Annotated in this window: 12 protein-coding genes; 5 read left to right on the top strand and 7 right to left on the bottom strand. The window is 70.0% G+C overall.

Annotated elements, in window-relative coordinates; all coding sequences use genetic code 11:
• Positions 1-44: 44 nt before the first annotated feature.
• Positions 45-2,090: an NADPH-dependent 2,4-dienoyl-CoA reductase gene (locus J4030_RS00555; protein ID WP_208047237.1), complete on the top strand. Its 2,046-nt coding sequence runs from the start codon at positions 45-47 to the stop codon at positions 2,088-2,090.
• Positions 2,091-2,093: 3 nt separating this feature from the next.
• On the opposite strand, the gene J4030_RS00550 is transcribed toward J4030_RS00555, so the two are convergent.
• From J4030_RS00550 to J4030_RS00535, 4 genes are all read right to left on the bottom strand, one after another.
• The gene (locus tag J4030_RS00550; RefSeq protein ID WP_208047236.1) at positions 2,094-2,402 is read right to left on the bottom strand and encodes a WXG100 family type VII secretion target; all 309 of its coding nucleotides are present in this window, start codon (positions 2,400-2,402) and stop codon (positions 2,094-2,096) included.
• Between the two features lie 238 nt (positions 2,403-2,640).
• Positions 2,641-4,089, bottom strand: a complete 1,449-nt coding sequence (locus tag J4030_RS00545) for a S1C family serine protease (RefSeq protein WP_208047235.1) — start codon at positions 4,087-4,089, stop codon at positions 2,641-2,643.
• Positions 4,090-4,101: 12 nt separating this feature from the next.
• Positions 4,102-5,655 carry a HAMP domain-containing sensor histidine kinase gene (locus J4030_RS00540; RefSeq protein ID WP_307864490.1) on the bottom strand — a complete coding sequence of 518 codons (1,554 nt, stop codon included), beginning with the start codon at positions 5,653-5,655 and terminating at the stop codon, positions 4,102-4,104.
• Between the two features lie 19 nt (positions 5,656-5,674).
• Positions 5,675-6,370, bottom strand: coding sequence for a response regulator transcription factor (locus tag J4030_RS00535; protein ID WP_208047234.1), 696 nt, complete (start codon positions 6,368-6,370; stop codon positions 5,675-5,677).
• A gap of 111 nt (positions 6,371-6,481) precedes the next feature.
• On the opposite strand from J4030_RS00535, the gene J4030_RS00530 reads away from it, so the two are divergent.
• Positions 6,482-6,904 carry a MarR family winged helix-turn-helix transcriptional regulator gene (locus tag J4030_RS00530; RefSeq protein WP_208047233.1) on the top strand — a complete coding sequence of 141 codons (423 nt, stop codon included), beginning with the start codon at positions 6,482-6,484 and terminating at the stop codon, positions 6,902-6,904.
• Positions 6,901-8,199: an MFS transporter gene (locus J4030_RS00525; protein ID WP_208047232.1), complete on the top strand. Its 1,299-nt coding sequence runs from the start codon at positions 6,901-6,903 to the stop codon at positions 8,197-8,199. The genes J4030_RS00530 and J4030_RS00525 overlap by 4 nt, the downstream gene beginning before the upstream one ends.
• 122 nt (positions 8,200-8,321) lie before the next feature.
• Here the strand turns inward: J4030_RS00525 and pepN are convergent, their stop codons facing one another.
• Both pepN and J4030_RS00515 read right to left on the bottom strand, forming a co-directional pair.
• Positions 8,322-10,895: an aminopeptidase N gene (gene pepN / locus J4030_RS00520; protein WP_307864506.1), complete on the bottom strand. Its 2,574-nt coding sequence runs from the start codon at positions 10,893-10,895 to the stop codon at positions 8,322-8,324.
• Positions 10,896-10,900: 5 nt separating this feature from the next.
• On the bottom strand, positions 10,901-11,683 hold the full coding sequence (locus J4030_RS00515) for a GNAT family N-acetyltransferase (RefSeq protein ID WP_208047230.1): 783 nt from the start codon (positions 11,681-11,683) through the stop codon (positions 10,901-10,903).
• Positions 11,684-11,749: 66 nt separating this feature from the next.
• Here J4030_RS00515 and J4030_RS00510 point away from each other — a divergent pair, with 66 nt between their 5' ends.
• Positions 11,750-12,925, top strand: coding sequence for a permease (locus tag J4030_RS00510; RefSeq protein ID WP_208047229.1), 1,176 nt, complete (start codon positions 11,750-11,752; stop codon positions 12,923-12,925).
• A gap of 96 nt (positions 12,926-13,021) precedes the next feature.
• Here J4030_RS00510 and serC read toward each other — a convergent pair whose 3' ends face one another.
• Entirely contained in the window at positions 13,022-14,140 is a 1,119-nt protein-coding gene (gene serC / locus J4030_RS00505; RefSeq protein WP_208047228.1) for a phosphoserine transaminase, read from the bottom strand.
• Positions 14,141-14,173: 33 nt separating this feature from the next.
• Between serC and pdxH the strand changes: the two genes are divergently transcribed.
• Positions 14,174-14,860, top strand: coding sequence for a pyridoxamine 5'-phosphate oxidase (gene pdxH / locus J4030_RS00500; RefSeq protein ID WP_208047227.1), 687 nt, complete (start codon positions 14,174-14,176; stop codon positions 14,858-14,860).
• The last annotated feature ends 362 nt before the right edge of the window (positions 14,861-15,222 follow it).

The raw sequence follows: 15,222 nt of genomic DNA, 5'->3' as shown, positions 1-15,222 counted from the left end.
TACCGTGCACCGCCCAGCCCACCGCCCATGCACAGGGAGTCCCCATGCCGTACGACCGGCTGCTCGCGCCGATCACGATCGGCGGCGTCACCCTGCCCAACCGGGTGGTGATGGGCTCCATGCACACCGGCATGGAGGACCGGTCCAAGCACTTCGGTGAGCTCGCGGAGTACTTCGCCGAACGCGCCCGCGGCGGGACCGCTCTGATGATCACCGGCGGGTTCGCGCCCGACGCCACGGGCTGGTTGTTGCCGGCCGGGTCGCAGCTGACCTCTTCGCGGGCGGCGGACAAGCACCAGGTCATCACCGATGCCGTTCACGAGGCGGGTGGGCGGATCGCGTTGCAGATCCTGCACGCCGGCCGGTACGGCTACCACCCGCTCGTGAAGTCGGCCAGCGCCGGTAAGTCCCCGATCAGCAAGTTCGCGGCACGCGCCATGTCGGGCAAAGACGTGGAGCGCACCATCGGGCACTACGCCCGCGCGGCCCGTCTGGCGATGCAGGCGGGGTACGACGGCGTGGAGATCATGGGGTCCGAGGGCTACCTGATCAACCAGTTCCTCACCGCCCGCACCAATCAGCGCACCGACCAGTGGGGCGGCAGCGCGAGCAACCGGATGCGCTTTCCCGAGCAGGTCGTACGCCGGGTGCGCGAGTCCGTGGGCGAGGGCTTCCTGCTGATCTACCGCCAGTCGCTGCTGGACCTGGTGCCGGACGGCCAGTCGTGGGAGGAGACGGTCGAGTTGGCCCAGCGCGTCGAGCAGGCAGGCGCCTCGGTCATCAACACCGGCATCGGCTGGCACGAGGCACGCATCCCCACGATCGTGACCTCCGTGCCGCGCGGGGCGTTCGCGTCGGTGACCGGGAAACTGCGTTCGCACGTTCAGGTGCCGGTGATGGCCTCCAACCGCATCAACACCCCCGAGGTGGCCGAACAGATCCTGGCCGACGGTCAGGCCGACCTCGTCTCGATGGCGCGGCCGCTGCTCGCCGACCCGGAGTTCGTGCGCAAGGCCGAGCAGGACCGCGCCGACGAGATCAACACCTGCATCGCGTGCAACCAGGCCTGCCTGGACCACACCTTCAAGAACCAGCGCGCCAGCTGCCTGGTCAACCCCCGCGCCGGTCGCGAGACGACGCTGCGCCTGGTGCCGGTGGGCCCGCACGCCGCCCGCAGCGTGGCGGTCGTCGGCGCCGGGCCGGCCGGTCTCGCCGCCGCCGTGGCCAGTGCCGAACGCGGACACCGGGTCACGCTCTTCGAGGAGCAGGACGAGATCGGCGGCCAGTTCCGCTACGCCATGCGGATCCCCGGCAAGGAGGAGTTCGCCGAGACGCTGCGCTACTACACGCGGCGGCTGCAGGTGCTCGGCGTCGAGGTGCGCACCGGCACCCGCCCGGCGGAGGCCGAGTTGGCGGCGTACGACCACACCGTCGTCGCGACCGGCGTCACCCCGCGGATCCCACCGATACCGGGCATCGAACACCCCAAAGTCGTGATGTACGACGACCTGCTGAGCGGTCGCGCCACCGCAGGTGCCCGGGTCGCCGTGATCGGCGCGGGTGGTATCGGTTTCGACGTCAGCGAATACCTGCTGCATGACGGCGACGAGACGCTGCAGCACTGGAAGGCGCGCTGGGGCGTGATGGATCCGGAGCAGACCCGTGCCGGTCTCGGGCCCAAGCACGACGAAGCCCCGAAGCGCACCGTGCACCTCCTGCAGCGCCGACCGGCGCCGCTCGGCAAGGGCCTGGGCAAGACGAGCGGCTGGGTGCACCGCCAGACCCTGAAGGACAGCGGTGTCGAGTTCATCGGCGGCGTCACCTACGACCTGATCGACGACGAGGGACTGCACATCACCGTCCGTACCGGCGACGGCAGGGACAGCAAGGAACCCGACGCCGAGGCAAGGTCCGACCAACGGCTGCTCGAGGTCGACACCATCGTGATCTGCGCGGGCCAGGAGTCCGTGCGCGAGATGGCCAGCCCCGACGACCCGTCCTGGCACCTGGTGGGCGGCGCCGACGTGGCCGCCGAGGTCGACGCCAAGCGGGCGATCCGGCAGGCAACGGAGCTCGCGGCGCGGCTGTGAACCTCAGGGCGTGAAGGTCGCCATCACCTCATGCTCGACCGCGGCGTACGCGCCGCTGGCCCGGCCGAGTGCCACGCTGATGTCCTCGAGGGTGGCGCGCACCCGCTCCTGCGCCACCTCCCACTCGTGGTGCAGCTGCACGTACTGGCCGGCCGCCGCGCCCTTCCAGGTGCCTTGCAGCGACTCGAGCTTGACGCGCATGGCGCCCATCGAGTCGTGGATCTGACCGGCGATCATCGCCACGTCCGCGCCGTGCTGCGACAACTGTCCGCTGTCGACGGCGAACGCCCCGCCGTCTCCCTGCTGATACATGGTCCCTCCCGGGTGTCCGGTGGTCCGCCCGTACGGCGGCCCGCTGCAGCGGACGCTACGCACGTCGGGCGGGTCGCCGCAGAAGTTGTGCACAGGGGCCCCGACACGACGCAGGAGGCTCCTACCGCATCGGCAGGAACCTCCCCGTCGGGCCCGGCCCCGTCACTGGCCGGGCCCACCCCGTCAGGGTCACCGCGTGGAGGAAGGGAGGCTCCACGCCGCGGCCCCGTCACGACACTCAGCTCGAGGAAGCCTCCCCGAGGGTGACCGTGACGTTCTGCTGCTTCCCACCGCGCACGATGGTCAGCACGACCTTCTGCCCCACGTTGCGAGCCCGCACGAAGCCGACCAGCGAGTCGCTGCTCGCGACCTGCTGCCCGTCGACGTCGATGATGTAGTCGCCCGCCTTCAGGCCGGCCCGGCCGGCGGCGCTGCCGCTGTTGACCGTCTTGACCTGAGCGGCGGCCTCGGTCGCGCCGTTCAGGGTGGCAGTGCCGTCAGCGGCCATCACCCCCAGCTGTGCGTGGGTGGCCTTGCCGCTCTTGAGCAGCTGCCCGGTGATGTTCTTCACGACATCCACGGGGATAGCGAACCCGATCCCGATGTTCCCCGACTGGGAGGAGCTGGAGGATTGCCCGAGAGTGGCGATCGAGGAGTTGATCCCGATCAGCTTGCCGCTGGCGCTGACCAGCGCGCCGCCGGAGTTGCCGGGGTTGATCGCCGCGCTGGTCTGGATCGCGTTGGTGACCACCGGGGGCGTGTTGGACTGCGCTGAGTCGGACTCGGAGGTGTTCACCGGCCGGTTGAGCGCGCTGACGATGCCGGTGGTGACCGTGCCCGCCAGGCCGAGGGGGTTGCCGACCGCCATCACCGGCTGGCCGACGACCAGCGCGCCGGCGCTGCCGAGCGGCATGGGCGTGAGGGTGTTCGGCGCGTTCTTGAGCCGGATGACGGCCAGGTCGGTGCTGGCGTCGGTGCCGACGATGCTGGCCGCGTACGTCTTGTTGTTGCTGAGCGTCACCTGCACCGTGCCCGAGGTCGCGGCGGCGGACACCACGTGGTTGTTCGTCACGATGTCACCGCTCTTGTCGAGCACCACGCCGGAGCCCTGGTCGCCGCCGCTGCCGGCGCGCACCGTGATGGACACGACGGACGGGCTCACCTTGCTGGCGGTGCTGGTCCAGTTCACGGCGTCGTTGTTCTGGTAGTCGGTCGGGTTCAGCTTCACCGTGGTCGTGCTGGTGCCGGACGCCGACGTGCTGGCGTTGTGGTCGGTCAGTGCGTACGTCGTCCCCGAAGCGAGCGCCGCGGCGAGGATCGCCGCGATCGGCACGGCGTACAGGGCAGACCGGGAGCGTCGCCGAGGGGTGGGGGCGACCGCACTCCCTCCCTGGCCTCCCTGGTATGCGTAGGGCGACCCCTGACCGGGTGCGGCGTACGGCGAACCCTGACCCGCCCGGTAGGGCTGAGCGGGCGCGCCGTACGGACCCTGCTGCGGGCCCTGACCCTGCGGATTCGGCTGCTGCCCGTAGGGCTGCTGCTGGTGGATCGGCTGGGTGTAGGAGGGGCCGCTCGCGGAACTGCCGCCCGACGGGGCGGAGTCGCCCCGTGCCGGGGTGCCGGGGTCGGTGCGATCCCGGTCATCGTGGGAGTTGTCGCTGTTTCCTGGGAACTGGTCCTGCGGCATGCGTGCTGCTCCTCAATCGGCGCGGATTCGATCTACACCGCAGTCTTCGGTGGTCGACTGGGCCGGACCTTCGTCGTCACTGTGTGCCTGCTGTGCGATCGACGGTATCTGGACAGTGAACGTCGCGCCGCCCCCCGATGTTTCCGACAGCTCGACCGTCCCCCGGTGAGCGGCGACGATGGCCGACACGATCGCCAGCCCGAGCCCGCTGCCACCGTGCGCGCTGTTGCGCGCGGCGTCGGCACGGAAGAAGCGCTCGAAGACCCGTTCTCGCAGTTCGGCGTCGACACCCGGTCCGTGATCGCGCACCACGACGTACGCCGCGCCGCCGCGCTGCCCCACGAGGACCTCGACGGCGGTGCCCGCGGGGGTGTAGCGCACCGCGTTGGCGAGCAGGTTCGTCAGTACCTGGCGCATGCCCGCCTCGTCTCCGGAGACCATCGTGCTGCGCAGCGGCCCGCGCAGGCCGGTCATCCGGACGGTGCGTTCTGGCTCACGGGCGCGGGTGTCCTGCACGGCGTCGGCGGCGAGCACCATCAGGTCGACCGGTGCGAAGGGACGCGGCGGATCGTCCGGGCCGATCGGGTGCTTGTCCAGCCGGGTGAGCAGCAGCAGCTCGTCGACCATCAGTCCGAGTCGGGTCGCCTCCTCCTCGATGCGGCGCATCGCCGAGGCCACGTCGTCCGGGCTGGTCACCGCGCCCATCCGGTAGAGCTCCGCGTAGCCGCGCACCGACGCCAACGGCGTGCGCAACTCGTGCGAGGCGTCGGCCACGAATCGGCGCATCCGCTCCTCCGAGGCGCGCCGGGCCGCGAACGACTCCTCGATCCGGGTCAGCATGCGGTTGAGCGATTGCGCCAGCCCGGCGACCTCGTCCCGGGTGTTCTGCAGCGGGATGCGCTGGGTCAGGTCGCCCGCGGCGATGTCGCGGGCGGTGTCCTGGATGCGACGTAGTGGGCGCAGGGCCCGTCGAACGGCGAACCAGCCGAGCACCGCGCAGGCCAGCAGCGCGATCAGCCCCGCCAGCGCGACGATCGCGGCGAGCCGGTCGACGGTGTCGTGCACCCGGTCCTGGGACAGCGCCACGGCGTACGGGACGGCGCGCCCCTGCACGGTGGTCGTCCCGGCCACCACACGCCACTGGGTGCCGGACTGCAGGGATCCCACGGTGAACGGTCGTCCGGTCCGCACCGCCGGAGACCCGACGGTCAGTACGGGAAATCGCGGGCGGTCGGTGCCGCTGCGGAAGTAGTCCTCCGACGTGGTCGGGGTCCACTGCAGACGTACGACGTATCCGTTGCGGGACGCGACCGTCGGGCGCACCGGAGCCGCCGACTGCTGGTGTCGGGCGACGGACGCGGCGACCAGGTTCTTGGCGGTGACCTGGAGCTCGGTGTCCTGTTGCTGTTGCAGGAACGAGCGCAGCTGGTAGGTGGCGGCCGCGCCCGTGACCAGCAGCGCCGCCATCAGGAGCCCGACCAGCAGCGCCGCGAGGCGCAGCCGCAGCGGCAGCTCGTGCAGCTCGCGCACCGCCCGTCGGGTCAGTGAAGGGTGGCCGGACGTCACGCGTCGCTCACCCCGTGACTCATTCGCGCGGGGCGCGCAGTACGTAGCCGATGCCGCGCTTGGTGTGGATCAGGGGCGCTGCGTCGACGTCGATCTTGCGACGCAGGTAGGAGATGTAGCTCTCCACGATGCCCGGTTCGCCGCGGAAGTCGTAGTCCCACACGTGATCGAGGATCTGAGCCTTGGACAACACCCGTCCATTGTTCAGCATCAGGTAGCGCAGCAGCTTGAACTCGGTGGGGGAGACGTCGATGATCCGCCCGGCCCGGTTGACCTCGTGGGAGTCGTCGTCCAGTTCGAGATCCGCCACGCGTAGGGCGGGGTTCTCCCGCTGCTCGACGCTGGTACGCCGCAGCACCGCGCGGATCCGCGCCACGACCTCCTCGAGGCTGAAGGGCTTGGTGACGTAGTCGTCGCCGCCGACCGTGAGCCCCTTGACCTTGTCCTCGGTCGCGTCCCGGGCCGTGAGGAAGACGATGGGCATCTGCTTGCCGTGGTCGCGCAGCTGGCGCGTGACGCTGAACCCGTCGAAGTCCGGCAGCATCACGTCGAGCACGGCCAGATCGACCTGCTGGGTGGTGGCCACCTCGATGGCCTCGGCGCCGTTCGCGGCGGGGAAGACCTCGAACCCGGCGAAACGCAGGCTCGTGCACAGCAACTCGCGGATGTTGAGCTCGTCCTCGGCAACGAGGAGGCGGGCTTCGGCAGTCGTCATATGCGCAGTATCAGGACCATCCCTGGACGTTACCTGAAAGTCGCTCGTGTGCGAGGTCCACGGCCGCTCACGACGAAATAGTTAGCACAAGTAATGAGTTAACCTAAGTACATGAAGCAACAGGACCGCCGCCGTCTGGCGGGCGAGTTGCGCTCCGTGTGCATGCGGATCAGCAGGCGTGCCCGTTTCGAGAATGTCGCAACCATCGCGCCCCACCAGTTCTCGGTCCTGGCCAAGCTGGACTCCGGCAGTTCGACACCGCGCACGCTCGCCGAGCTCGAATGCGTGAGCGCCCCGTCGATGACCCGCACGCTCACCGGACTGCAGGAGCGCGGAGCGCTCACCCGCGCGACCGACCCGCAGGACCGCCGGCGCGTCGTCGTGACGATCACCGACGCCGGGCGACGGATGCTGCGGGAGGGTCGTCGGTCCCGTGACGAGTGGATGTTCGAACGCATCAGAAGTCTGAGCGACGAGGAGTGTGCAGTGCTGCGCGAGGCTCAGCGGATCCTGGAAGGGGTGGTCGCTCGATGAGCCCCACCTTCGCCTCCCTGCGGATCCGCAACTACCGGGTGTACGCCGCAGGCGCCCTGGTCTCGAACATCGGCACCTGGATGGGCCGGGTCGCCCAGGACTGGCTCGTGCTGACCCAGCTCACCCCGCACGACTCCACGGATCTGGGCATCGTGACCGCCCTGCAGTTCGCGCCCGTGGTGCTGCTCGCGCCGTTCGCGGGAGCGGTGAGCGACCGCTTCCACAAGCGCAAGGTGCTGTTCGCGACCCAGACGGCGCTCGCGGTGACGTCGGCCCTGCTCGCGGCGCTGGTGCTCGGTAACGTCGTACAGCTTTGGCACGTCTACGTGTTGGCGCTCCTGCAGGGAGTGGCGACCGCGTTCGATAACCCGACGCGACAGGCGTTCGTCTCCGAGATGGTGCCGCGCGAGCGGCTGGCCAATGCGGTGGGCCTGAACAGTGCCTCGTTCAACGGCGCCCGGCTCATCGGCCCCGGTGTCGCGGGCCTGCTGATCGCGGCGGTCGGCACCGGCTACACCCTCGTCTTCAACACGGGGTCCTTCGTGGCGGTGCTGGTCGCCCTGGGGCTGCTGCGCACCAGCGAGCTGCGGCCCTCGCCACGCAGCTCCGGCAAGGGCCGGATCCGCGAGGGACTGGCCTACGTGCGGCACCGGCCCGACATCGTCCTGGTGATGGTCATGGTGTTCATGCTCGGCACCTTCGGGATGAACTTCCAGCTCACCATCGCGCTGATGTCGACCTCGGAATTCCACCAGGGGGCAGAGCAGTACGGACTGCTCGGGTCCGTCATGGCGATCGGGTCGCTGTCTGCGGCCCTGATGTCGGCCCGCCGTCCCCGTCCTCGGCTGCGGATCCTGCTCATCTCCCTGACGGGCTTCACGGTGGCGTCCACCGCGGCTGCGCTCGCGCCGTCGTTCTGGCTCTTCGGCCTCTTCCTGATCCCGACGGGCCTGTGCGCGCTGACCGTGCTCACGACCGCCAACGCCACAGTGCAGCTGGGCGTGAGCCCCGCGATGCGCGGACGGGTGATGGCGCTCTACATGGCCATCTTCATGGGTGGCACGCCGCTCGGTTCTCCGCTCATCGGCTGGATCGGGGGAGCGTGGGGCCCCCGCTGGACCATCCTGGTCGGCAGCATCGCCACCGGTCTGACAGTGGTCGGTGCGATGGTCTACCTCATGCGCAACCAACAGCTGCGACTGCGGATCGAGCGGCAGCCGCTGCCGCACCTGCCGTTGGTGCAGGTGACCCCGCGCGAGGTCGCCCGCGAGATCATCCCCGAACAGGTCGCCTGATGTCGCCGCGCTTCCGCCGGCTGATCGTCCTGGTGGCCCTCGTGATCTTCGTGGGCATCGCGGTCGTGGCCGCGCTCGTGCACTGAGGCGACCCGAGCCGGGCCAGGCCGCCGCGGGCCTGCTCAGTGCGCCGCGCGTACCCGCAGCGTGCGCTCGACATCGTCGAGTCCCTCGATCACGCCTCGGCGCAGCGCCGCGGGTGCGTCCTCGTGCCGGCGTAGCCAGTCACGCGCCATGATGACCACCGGTTCCTCGTCGGCCGCCACGCCCTCGCCACCGCGATGCGGTGCCGGGAACATGCCGCTGACGAACCGGGTGGCCATGGTCTGGGACTGCTCGGCCCACACGCTGGTGAGCACCTCGAAGTACGGCTCGGCGTACTCGTGGGTCAGATCGCCGCTGACCGGCTGGCCGAAGCCGACGATCAGGGCGCGTTGGCGGTCGTTGGTCAGACCCGAGCCGGCGGCGTCGGCGAGTGAGTGCCACGCCTCCGCCTTCGCCTCGGAGGTCGGAAGGCTCGCCAGCGCCAGGTCGTACGCGGTCTGCCCGCTCATCGTGAAGTCCCGCCGCAGGTCCTGCGCCAGCAACGGTCGGGGGCGTGCGCCGATGGCGCTCAGCGCGGTCACGAACGACCATCGCAACTCCGGGTCGACCTGGAGCCGGAGCGGCTGCTGGTCCTCGGTCACCAGCGGCTCGATCAGCGGCGCGGCATCCGGGGCGAGCGCACCGAACCAGGCCAGCGCACGCGCCCAGACCAGTTGGGTGTCGCCGCTGGTCTGGGTCATCCGGCTGTGGGCGAGACGAGCGAGATCGGTGGCCGTCCGCCGCTGGTCGTCGCCCACCAGGAAGTGGTGCACCGCCGAGCGCGCCATCGCGAGCACGGAGCGCAGCAGGACCGAGCTGCGCTCGTAGAGCAGTTGGCCCTGAACCGTCTCCAGGAAGCGCACCGGGCACAGCTGGGCGTCCCGCGTGTGATTCCACAACGCCGACCAGATGAGCGCCCGGGAGACCTCGGACGGCACCGTCGACAGGAGCCGCAGGGCCGTCTCCTGCGACCCCGGATCGAGGCGGCCGATGGCGTAGGTGGAGTCCTCGTCGTTCGGCAGGACCAGCGCGAGCGCCTCGCTCCCGCTCTCGGCAAGCGGCACCCGTGCGGACGGACCGTCGAGACCGACCGGGATCAGCTGAGTGCGCTCCAGCGCGGCGTCGCGCTCGGTGTAGATGCCGACCGAGAAGACATGGGGCCGCGGGTCCACGGTGAGCGTGGGTGAGGGCGGCGCCTGCTGCACGACCAGGCCGTCATCGGTCTCCGCGACGCTGATCTCGCAGGGGCCGGACGTGCGCAGCCAGGCATCGGCCCAGGCGTGCAGGTCGCGCCCGCTCGCCACGGACAGCGGCTCCAGGAAGTCCTCGAGTTCGGTCGAGCCGTAGGCGTGTTCGGCGAAGTAGCGACGTACGCCGTCGTCGAAACGGTCGCGTCCGACGTACGCCTGCAACTGCTTGAGCACGGCCGCACCCTTGGCGTAGGTGATGCCGTCGAAGTTCTGTGCCGCGGCCTCGACGTCGGGGATGTCGGCGGCGATCGGGTGCGTGGTCGGCAGCTGGTCCTGGGTGTAGGCCCACTGCTTGCGCCCGATCGCGAACGACGTCCAGCCGGAGGTGTAGCGGGTGGCCTCGACGCCGGCCTGGTAGCCCATCAGGTCGGCGAACGACTCCTTCAGCCACAGGCCGTCCCACCAGCGCATCGTGGCCAGGTTGCCGAACCACATGTGCGCCATCTCGTGCAGGATCACCTCGGCGCGGCTCGCGAGCTCCGGAAGGGTCGGCTGCCCGCGGTGCACGAAGCTCTCCACGAAGGTCACGAGGCCGGGGTTCTCCATCGCGCCGATGTTGTACTCGGGCACGAAGATCTGGTCGTACTTACCCCACGGGTAAGGGAATCCGAAGAGCTCGTCGAAGTAGTGCAGCCCCTGCTTGGTGACCTGCAGGATGTCGTCGGCATCCAGGTGCGCGGCCATCGACGCGCGGCACATCACCCCGAGCGGCACCTCCAGCCGGGTGCCGCCCTCCCGTTCGATCGACCACAGGTCGGTGACCAGGTGGTACGGGCCGGCCGCGACGGCCGTGACGTACGACGACTGCGGCGGGGTGGGTGCGAACCTCACCTCAGCGACGCCGTCGTACACCCGCCGCGACACCTCCGGCTGGCCGGAGCGGATCAGCCACTGCTCGTCGGCGACCACCTCGAAGGTGAAGCGGGTCTTCAGATCCGGCTGTTCGAAGACCGCGAACACCCTTCTGCTGTCGGTGGGTTCGAAGTGGGTGTAGAGGTACGTCGCACCGTCCGAGGGGTCGGTGAACCGGTGCAGCCCCTCTCCGGTGCGGCTGTAGCGGCAGTGCGCGTGGACGACCAGTTCGTTCTCCGCCGCGAGATCGGGCAGCGGCAACCGGGCACCGTCGTAGTCGCCCACGTCGAGGAGCACGCCGTTGAGGGTCGCCGAGACGATGTCCTGGGCCACGATGTCGACCCAGCTGGCAGCACCGGTCGCGGAGAACCGCAGCGTGGTGCGCGACTCGTAGGTCGTCTGCTCGGGATCGGCGGCATGGCGCAGGTCGAGCCGCACGTGGCACTCCTGCGGGCGCACCCGCTCGGCGCGCCGAGCGCACTCCTCCCGGGTGAGATTCAGGTCCGGCACGGTCGTCAACCCCGCTCGTTCCCGGCCGCGACGCACGCGGTGCCCACGCGTGTGTACCCGACCGATTCGTAGACGGACACCGCGGATTGCGTGGCGGCCGAGAGGAAGGGCGCGTGACCCTCTCGCAACGCAGTCCCGGTGAGGGCGCTGGTGATCGCCGTGCCGATGCCCCGGCCCCGGTGGGACGGCAACGTGCCGATCCCGGTCACCTCGCTGAGGTCGCCTCGGGGGTTGTGCATCCCGCCGCCGACGGGTCGCCCCAGGGTGTCGAAGGCACCCACGAGCACGAGCAGGCGGCTGCGCATCCGCGGCTTCTGCAGGCTGGAGTCCGGCGGGCCTATCTGATCGGAGTCGCGGAAACTCGCGTCGATCGCGGCGAGCACGGCACCGGTCTGCGGATCGTCAGCCTTCATCTCGTGCACGCGGTATCCGGTGGGCGCTGCTGCCGGTGCGTAGTCCGCGAGGCGCAGCAGCGCACACTCCTGCACGCCCATGCCCGCCTCCCGTGCGGACGACAGCAGGGTCGGGGTGGTCTCGTGCACCCACTCCAGTGCGCGCGGGACGCCGATCGCACGCTGGAAGTCGAGCATCCGGCGTACCTCGACGGTGGAGATGGGGTGCGCGTAGCCGAGGCGCGGTCGGGCGTAGAGAGGGTGCCCCCGAGGGTTGTCGCGCACGAAGACGGTGAACGGCCCGCACTCCCGGGACACCGCGACCGCCCGAGGCGCGACGTCGAGATAGCGCTCGAGCTTCTCCAGCACGCCGTCGTGGCTGCCCGTGTCCGTCATGGTCTCCCCTCGGCTCCGGTCAAACCTACCCACGACAGATACCCCCATGGGGTATAAACTGCGGGAGTGAGCAACGGACCCCTCCCGGCGGTCGTGGACGCCCTGCGCATGGCCGGGGTGATGACCTGGCAGATCCTGTGGTCGCTCATCCTCGGTTTCGCCATCTCCGCGGTGGTGCAGGCCGTGGTGCGGCGCGCGACGATCATCGCCGCCCTCGGCGACGACCGCCCGGTCACGCTGGCGCGTGCCGCCGGCTTCGGGATCGCCAGCTCGTCCTGCTCGTACGCGGCCGTCGCGCTGGCCCGCTCCCTCTTCCGCAAGGGTGCGAGCTTCACCGCCGCGATGGTCTTCGAGATCGCCAGCACCAACCTCGTCGTCGAGCTCGGGGTGATCCTTGCGCTGCTGCTCGGCTGGCAGTTCACCCTGGCCGAGTTCGTCGGCGGCCCATTGATGATCGTGGTCGTCGCGGTGTGCTTCCGGCTCTTCCTGCGATCGCGCGTGGTGCAGGCCGCGAGGGAGCAGGCCGATCGGGGTGCCGCGGGCTCCATGGAGGGGCACGCGGCCATGGACATGACGGTCGGCGGGGAAGGGTCGTTCGCCCGACGGCTGCTCTCGCCGGCCGGCGCGACCAGCGTGAGCCACATCTTCGTGATGGAGTGGCTGGCCGTCCTGCGCGACATCGTGATCGGTCTCCTGATCGCGGGCGCGGTGGCCGCGTGGGTGCCCGACAGCTTCTGGGGGCACCTGTTCCTCGCCGGCGACGGCGGGTGGTCGAAGGTCTGGGGGCCCCTGATCGGACCCGTCATCGCGGTGGCCAGTTTCGTGTGCTCGATCGGCAACGTCCCGCTCGCGGCGGTCCTGTGGAACGGGGGCATCAGTTTCGGCGGGGTCGTGTCGTTCATGTTCGCCGACCTGCTGATCGTGCCGATCCTCATCATCTACCGCAAGTACTACGGCACTCGGATGACGCTCCTCATCGCCGGTGTCTTCTACCTGGCGATGGTCGTCGCGGGGTACGTCGTGGAGCTGGTCTTCGGCGTCCTGCACCTGGTACCCGCGGCTGGTCACGCCTTCACCGGCGACGGTGGGATCAGCTGGAACTACACGACCTGGCTCAACCTGGTCTTCCTCGTGGTGGCGGCTGCGCTCGTCGTGCGGTTCGTGCGCACCGGCGGGGTGGGGATGCTGGCGCACATGAACGGCGACCCGGTCGACGAACCGGCCCACGCCCACCACCACTGAGGATCGAGGCCTCCCACACTGACGGCGTTTGCGTTCGTTGACGGCGTCCGAACGCCGTCAACGAACGGGAACACTGTCAACGTACGGGTGAAAGGGTCAGGCGATACGCGGCACGACGTACTCGATGCACGCGATGAGGGCGCTCACGTCGTCCGGATCGACGGAGGGGTACATGCCGATCCGCAGCTGGTTGCGCTTCAGAGCGCGGTACGGCTCGGTGTCGACCACCCCGTTCTCGCGCAGTGTGCGGGCGAGGACGGCGGCGTCGATCTTCTCGTCGAAGTCGATGGTTGCCACCACCCGCGAGCGCGCGGCCGGGTCGGTGACGAACGGGCTCGCGTACGACGTCCGCTCGACCCACTCGTAGAGCCGCCGGCTGCTCTCGGCGCTGCGCGCGACGGCGAAGTCGAGTCCGCCGCCGGCCTGCAGCCAACGCAGCTGGCTCACCATGAGCGCGAGCGTCACCACAGCCGGAGTGTTGTAGGTCTGCTCGAGGCGCGAATTATCCACTGCCGTCTGCAGATTCAGACTCGGCGGGATCCACCTGTCACTCCCGGCGATCGCAGCCGTGCGGTCCAGCGCGGCCGGGGACATCGCCGCCAGCCATAGTCCGCCGTCGGACGCGAAGGACTTCTGCGGGGCGAAGTAGTACACGTCGGCCTCACCCAGGTCGACCGGCAGACCACCGGCACCGGAGGTGGCGTCGACCAGCATCAGCGCTCCCGGGTCGGCGCCCGCGACCCGGCGTACCGGTTGCATCGCGCCCGTCGAGGTCTCGTTCTGCGCGTACGCGTAGGTGTCCGCACCGGGCAGCGCGACGAGTGGGTCGACCTCACCGGGCGTGGACCGGGTGACGATGGGCTCGGCGAGGAAGGGGGCCTTCGCGACCGCCGCCGCGAACTTCGAGCTGAATTCGCCGCACACGCCGTGCGCGGACCGCTCCTGGATGAGGGAGAACGTCGCCACGTCCCAGAAGAGGGTCGACCCGCCGTTGCCCAGCACGATCTCGTACCCGTCCGGCGCACCGAGGAAATCGTGCAGGGACGTGCGGATCTCGCGTACGAGCGCACGTACCGGTTCCTGCCGGTGGGACGTGCCGAGGACGTCGGTGCCGAGCTCGGTCAGGAGGTCCAGCTGCTCGGGTCGCACCTTGCTCGGCCCGGAGCCGAACCGCCCGTCGGCCGGTCGCAGTTCCTGCGGGATGACGATGCTCACGGGCGAAAGTGTGCCAGCGCCTACCCTGGCCCGATGAGCGAGATCACCCGGTGGGACTACGACGGCCGCGGCCTCGAGGAGGGCGAGGTGCCGGACGCGCCGTGGCCGATCATCGAGGAGTGGGTGCGTCAGGCGCGTGAGGCCGCAGCGGACGACGACCAGCCGGGCGTGCACGAGCCGGACGCGATCAGCGTCGCCACCGTCGACGCCTCGGGTGCGCCCACGGTGCGCACCGTGCTGATGCGCTACCTCACCCCTGCCGGTCCCGGTTTCTACACCAATCTGGAGTCCCGCAAGGGCGCCGACCTGGCCGCCGATCCGCGGATCGCCGCGTCGTTGACCTGGCCCGCGCTCTACCACGCGATCCGCTTCACGGGCCGCGCCGAGCAGCTCCCGCGGGACGTGGTCACGGAGTACTTCGACTCCCGGCCGTGGGGCTCTCGGATCAGCGCGTGGGCCTCGGACCAGAGCCGCCCGGTCGCCGAGCGCGCCGACCTCGAGGCCGCCGAACGACGGTACGCCGAGCAGTATCCCGACCGCGGTCGCGCCGACGACGTGCCCGTCCCGCCGTTCTGGGGCGGATACCTGATCCACGTCGACGAGGTGGAGTTCTGGGTGGGCCAGCGCAGCCGCCTGCACGACCGGGTGCGCTTCACGCGTACCGGCGAGGGCGCCCTGGACGACCCGTCGGTCTGGACCCGGGAGCGCCTGCAGCCCTGACCTGCCGAGTGGCATAGAAACCGCTCGAGTGCACCGCCTAGGAGTGCGCCACTCGATACATAGGTATGCCACTCGGGGAAGGTGGGCGTGAAACAGCCCGCGGGGCCCGGCCGGACGGCCGGTGCGCGATGGACGGGTCGCGCCCCCACGGGCTGCGGTGGTGCGTGGTCTTCACCAACGCCGTCCGTTGACTGGTCGGTCACCGAGACGGAGGCCGACGAACGGGTGCGCTAGCGCGCAACCACCTCACGCGTCCTAGATGAATGCACTCTCGGACCACCTCCTCTCTCGTGTACCCAGCACGGTAGACACGCGCCGGCACGCCCGCAACGGGGTTTCGGCAGAGATGTGGACGATGAAGA

The organism is Allobranchiibius sp. CTAmp26, assembly GCF_017565405.1.
Lineage (GTDB): Bacteria > Actinomycetota > Actinomycetes > Actinomycetales > Dermatophilaceae > Allobranchiibius.
Note: the sequence above shows the minus strand (reverse complement) of the source record. Positions and strands in the feature narration are given on the sequence as shown.

Bases quoted from the DNA above. Each gene is read 5' to 3' on its own strand.
- J4030_RS00515 (WP_208047230.1), bottom strand. From the start codon at position 11,683: ATGACGGACACGGGCAGCCACGACGGCGTGCTGGAGAAGCTCGAGCGC.
- J4030_RS00535 (WP_208047234.1), bottom strand. From the start codon at position 6,370: ATGACGACTGCCGAAGCCCGCCTCCTCGTTGCCGAGGACGAGCTCAAC.
- pdxH (WP_208047227.1), top strand. From the start codon at position 14,174: ATGAGCGAGATCACCCGGTGGGACTACGACGGCCGCGGCCTCGAGGAG.
- J4030_RS00555 (WP_208047237.1), top strand. From the start codon at position 45: ATGCCGTACGACCGGCTGCTCGCGCCGATCACGATCGGCGGCGTCACC.
- J4030_RS00545 (WP_208047235.1), bottom strand. From the start codon at position 4,089: ATGCCGCAGGACCAGTTCCCAGGAAACAGCGACAACTCCCACGATGAC.
- J4030_RS00530 (WP_208047233.1), top strand. From the start codon at position 6,482: ATGAAGCAACAGGACCGCCGCCGTCTGGCGGGCGAGTTGCGCTCCGTG.
- J4030_RS00550 (WP_208047236.1), bottom strand. From the start codon at position 2,402: ATGTATCAGCAGGGAGACGGCGGGGCGTTCGCCGTCGACAGCGGACAG.
- J4030_RS00525 (WP_208047232.1), top strand. From the start codon at position 6,901: ATGAGCCCCACCTTCGCCTCCCTGCGGATCCGCAACTACCGGGTGTAC.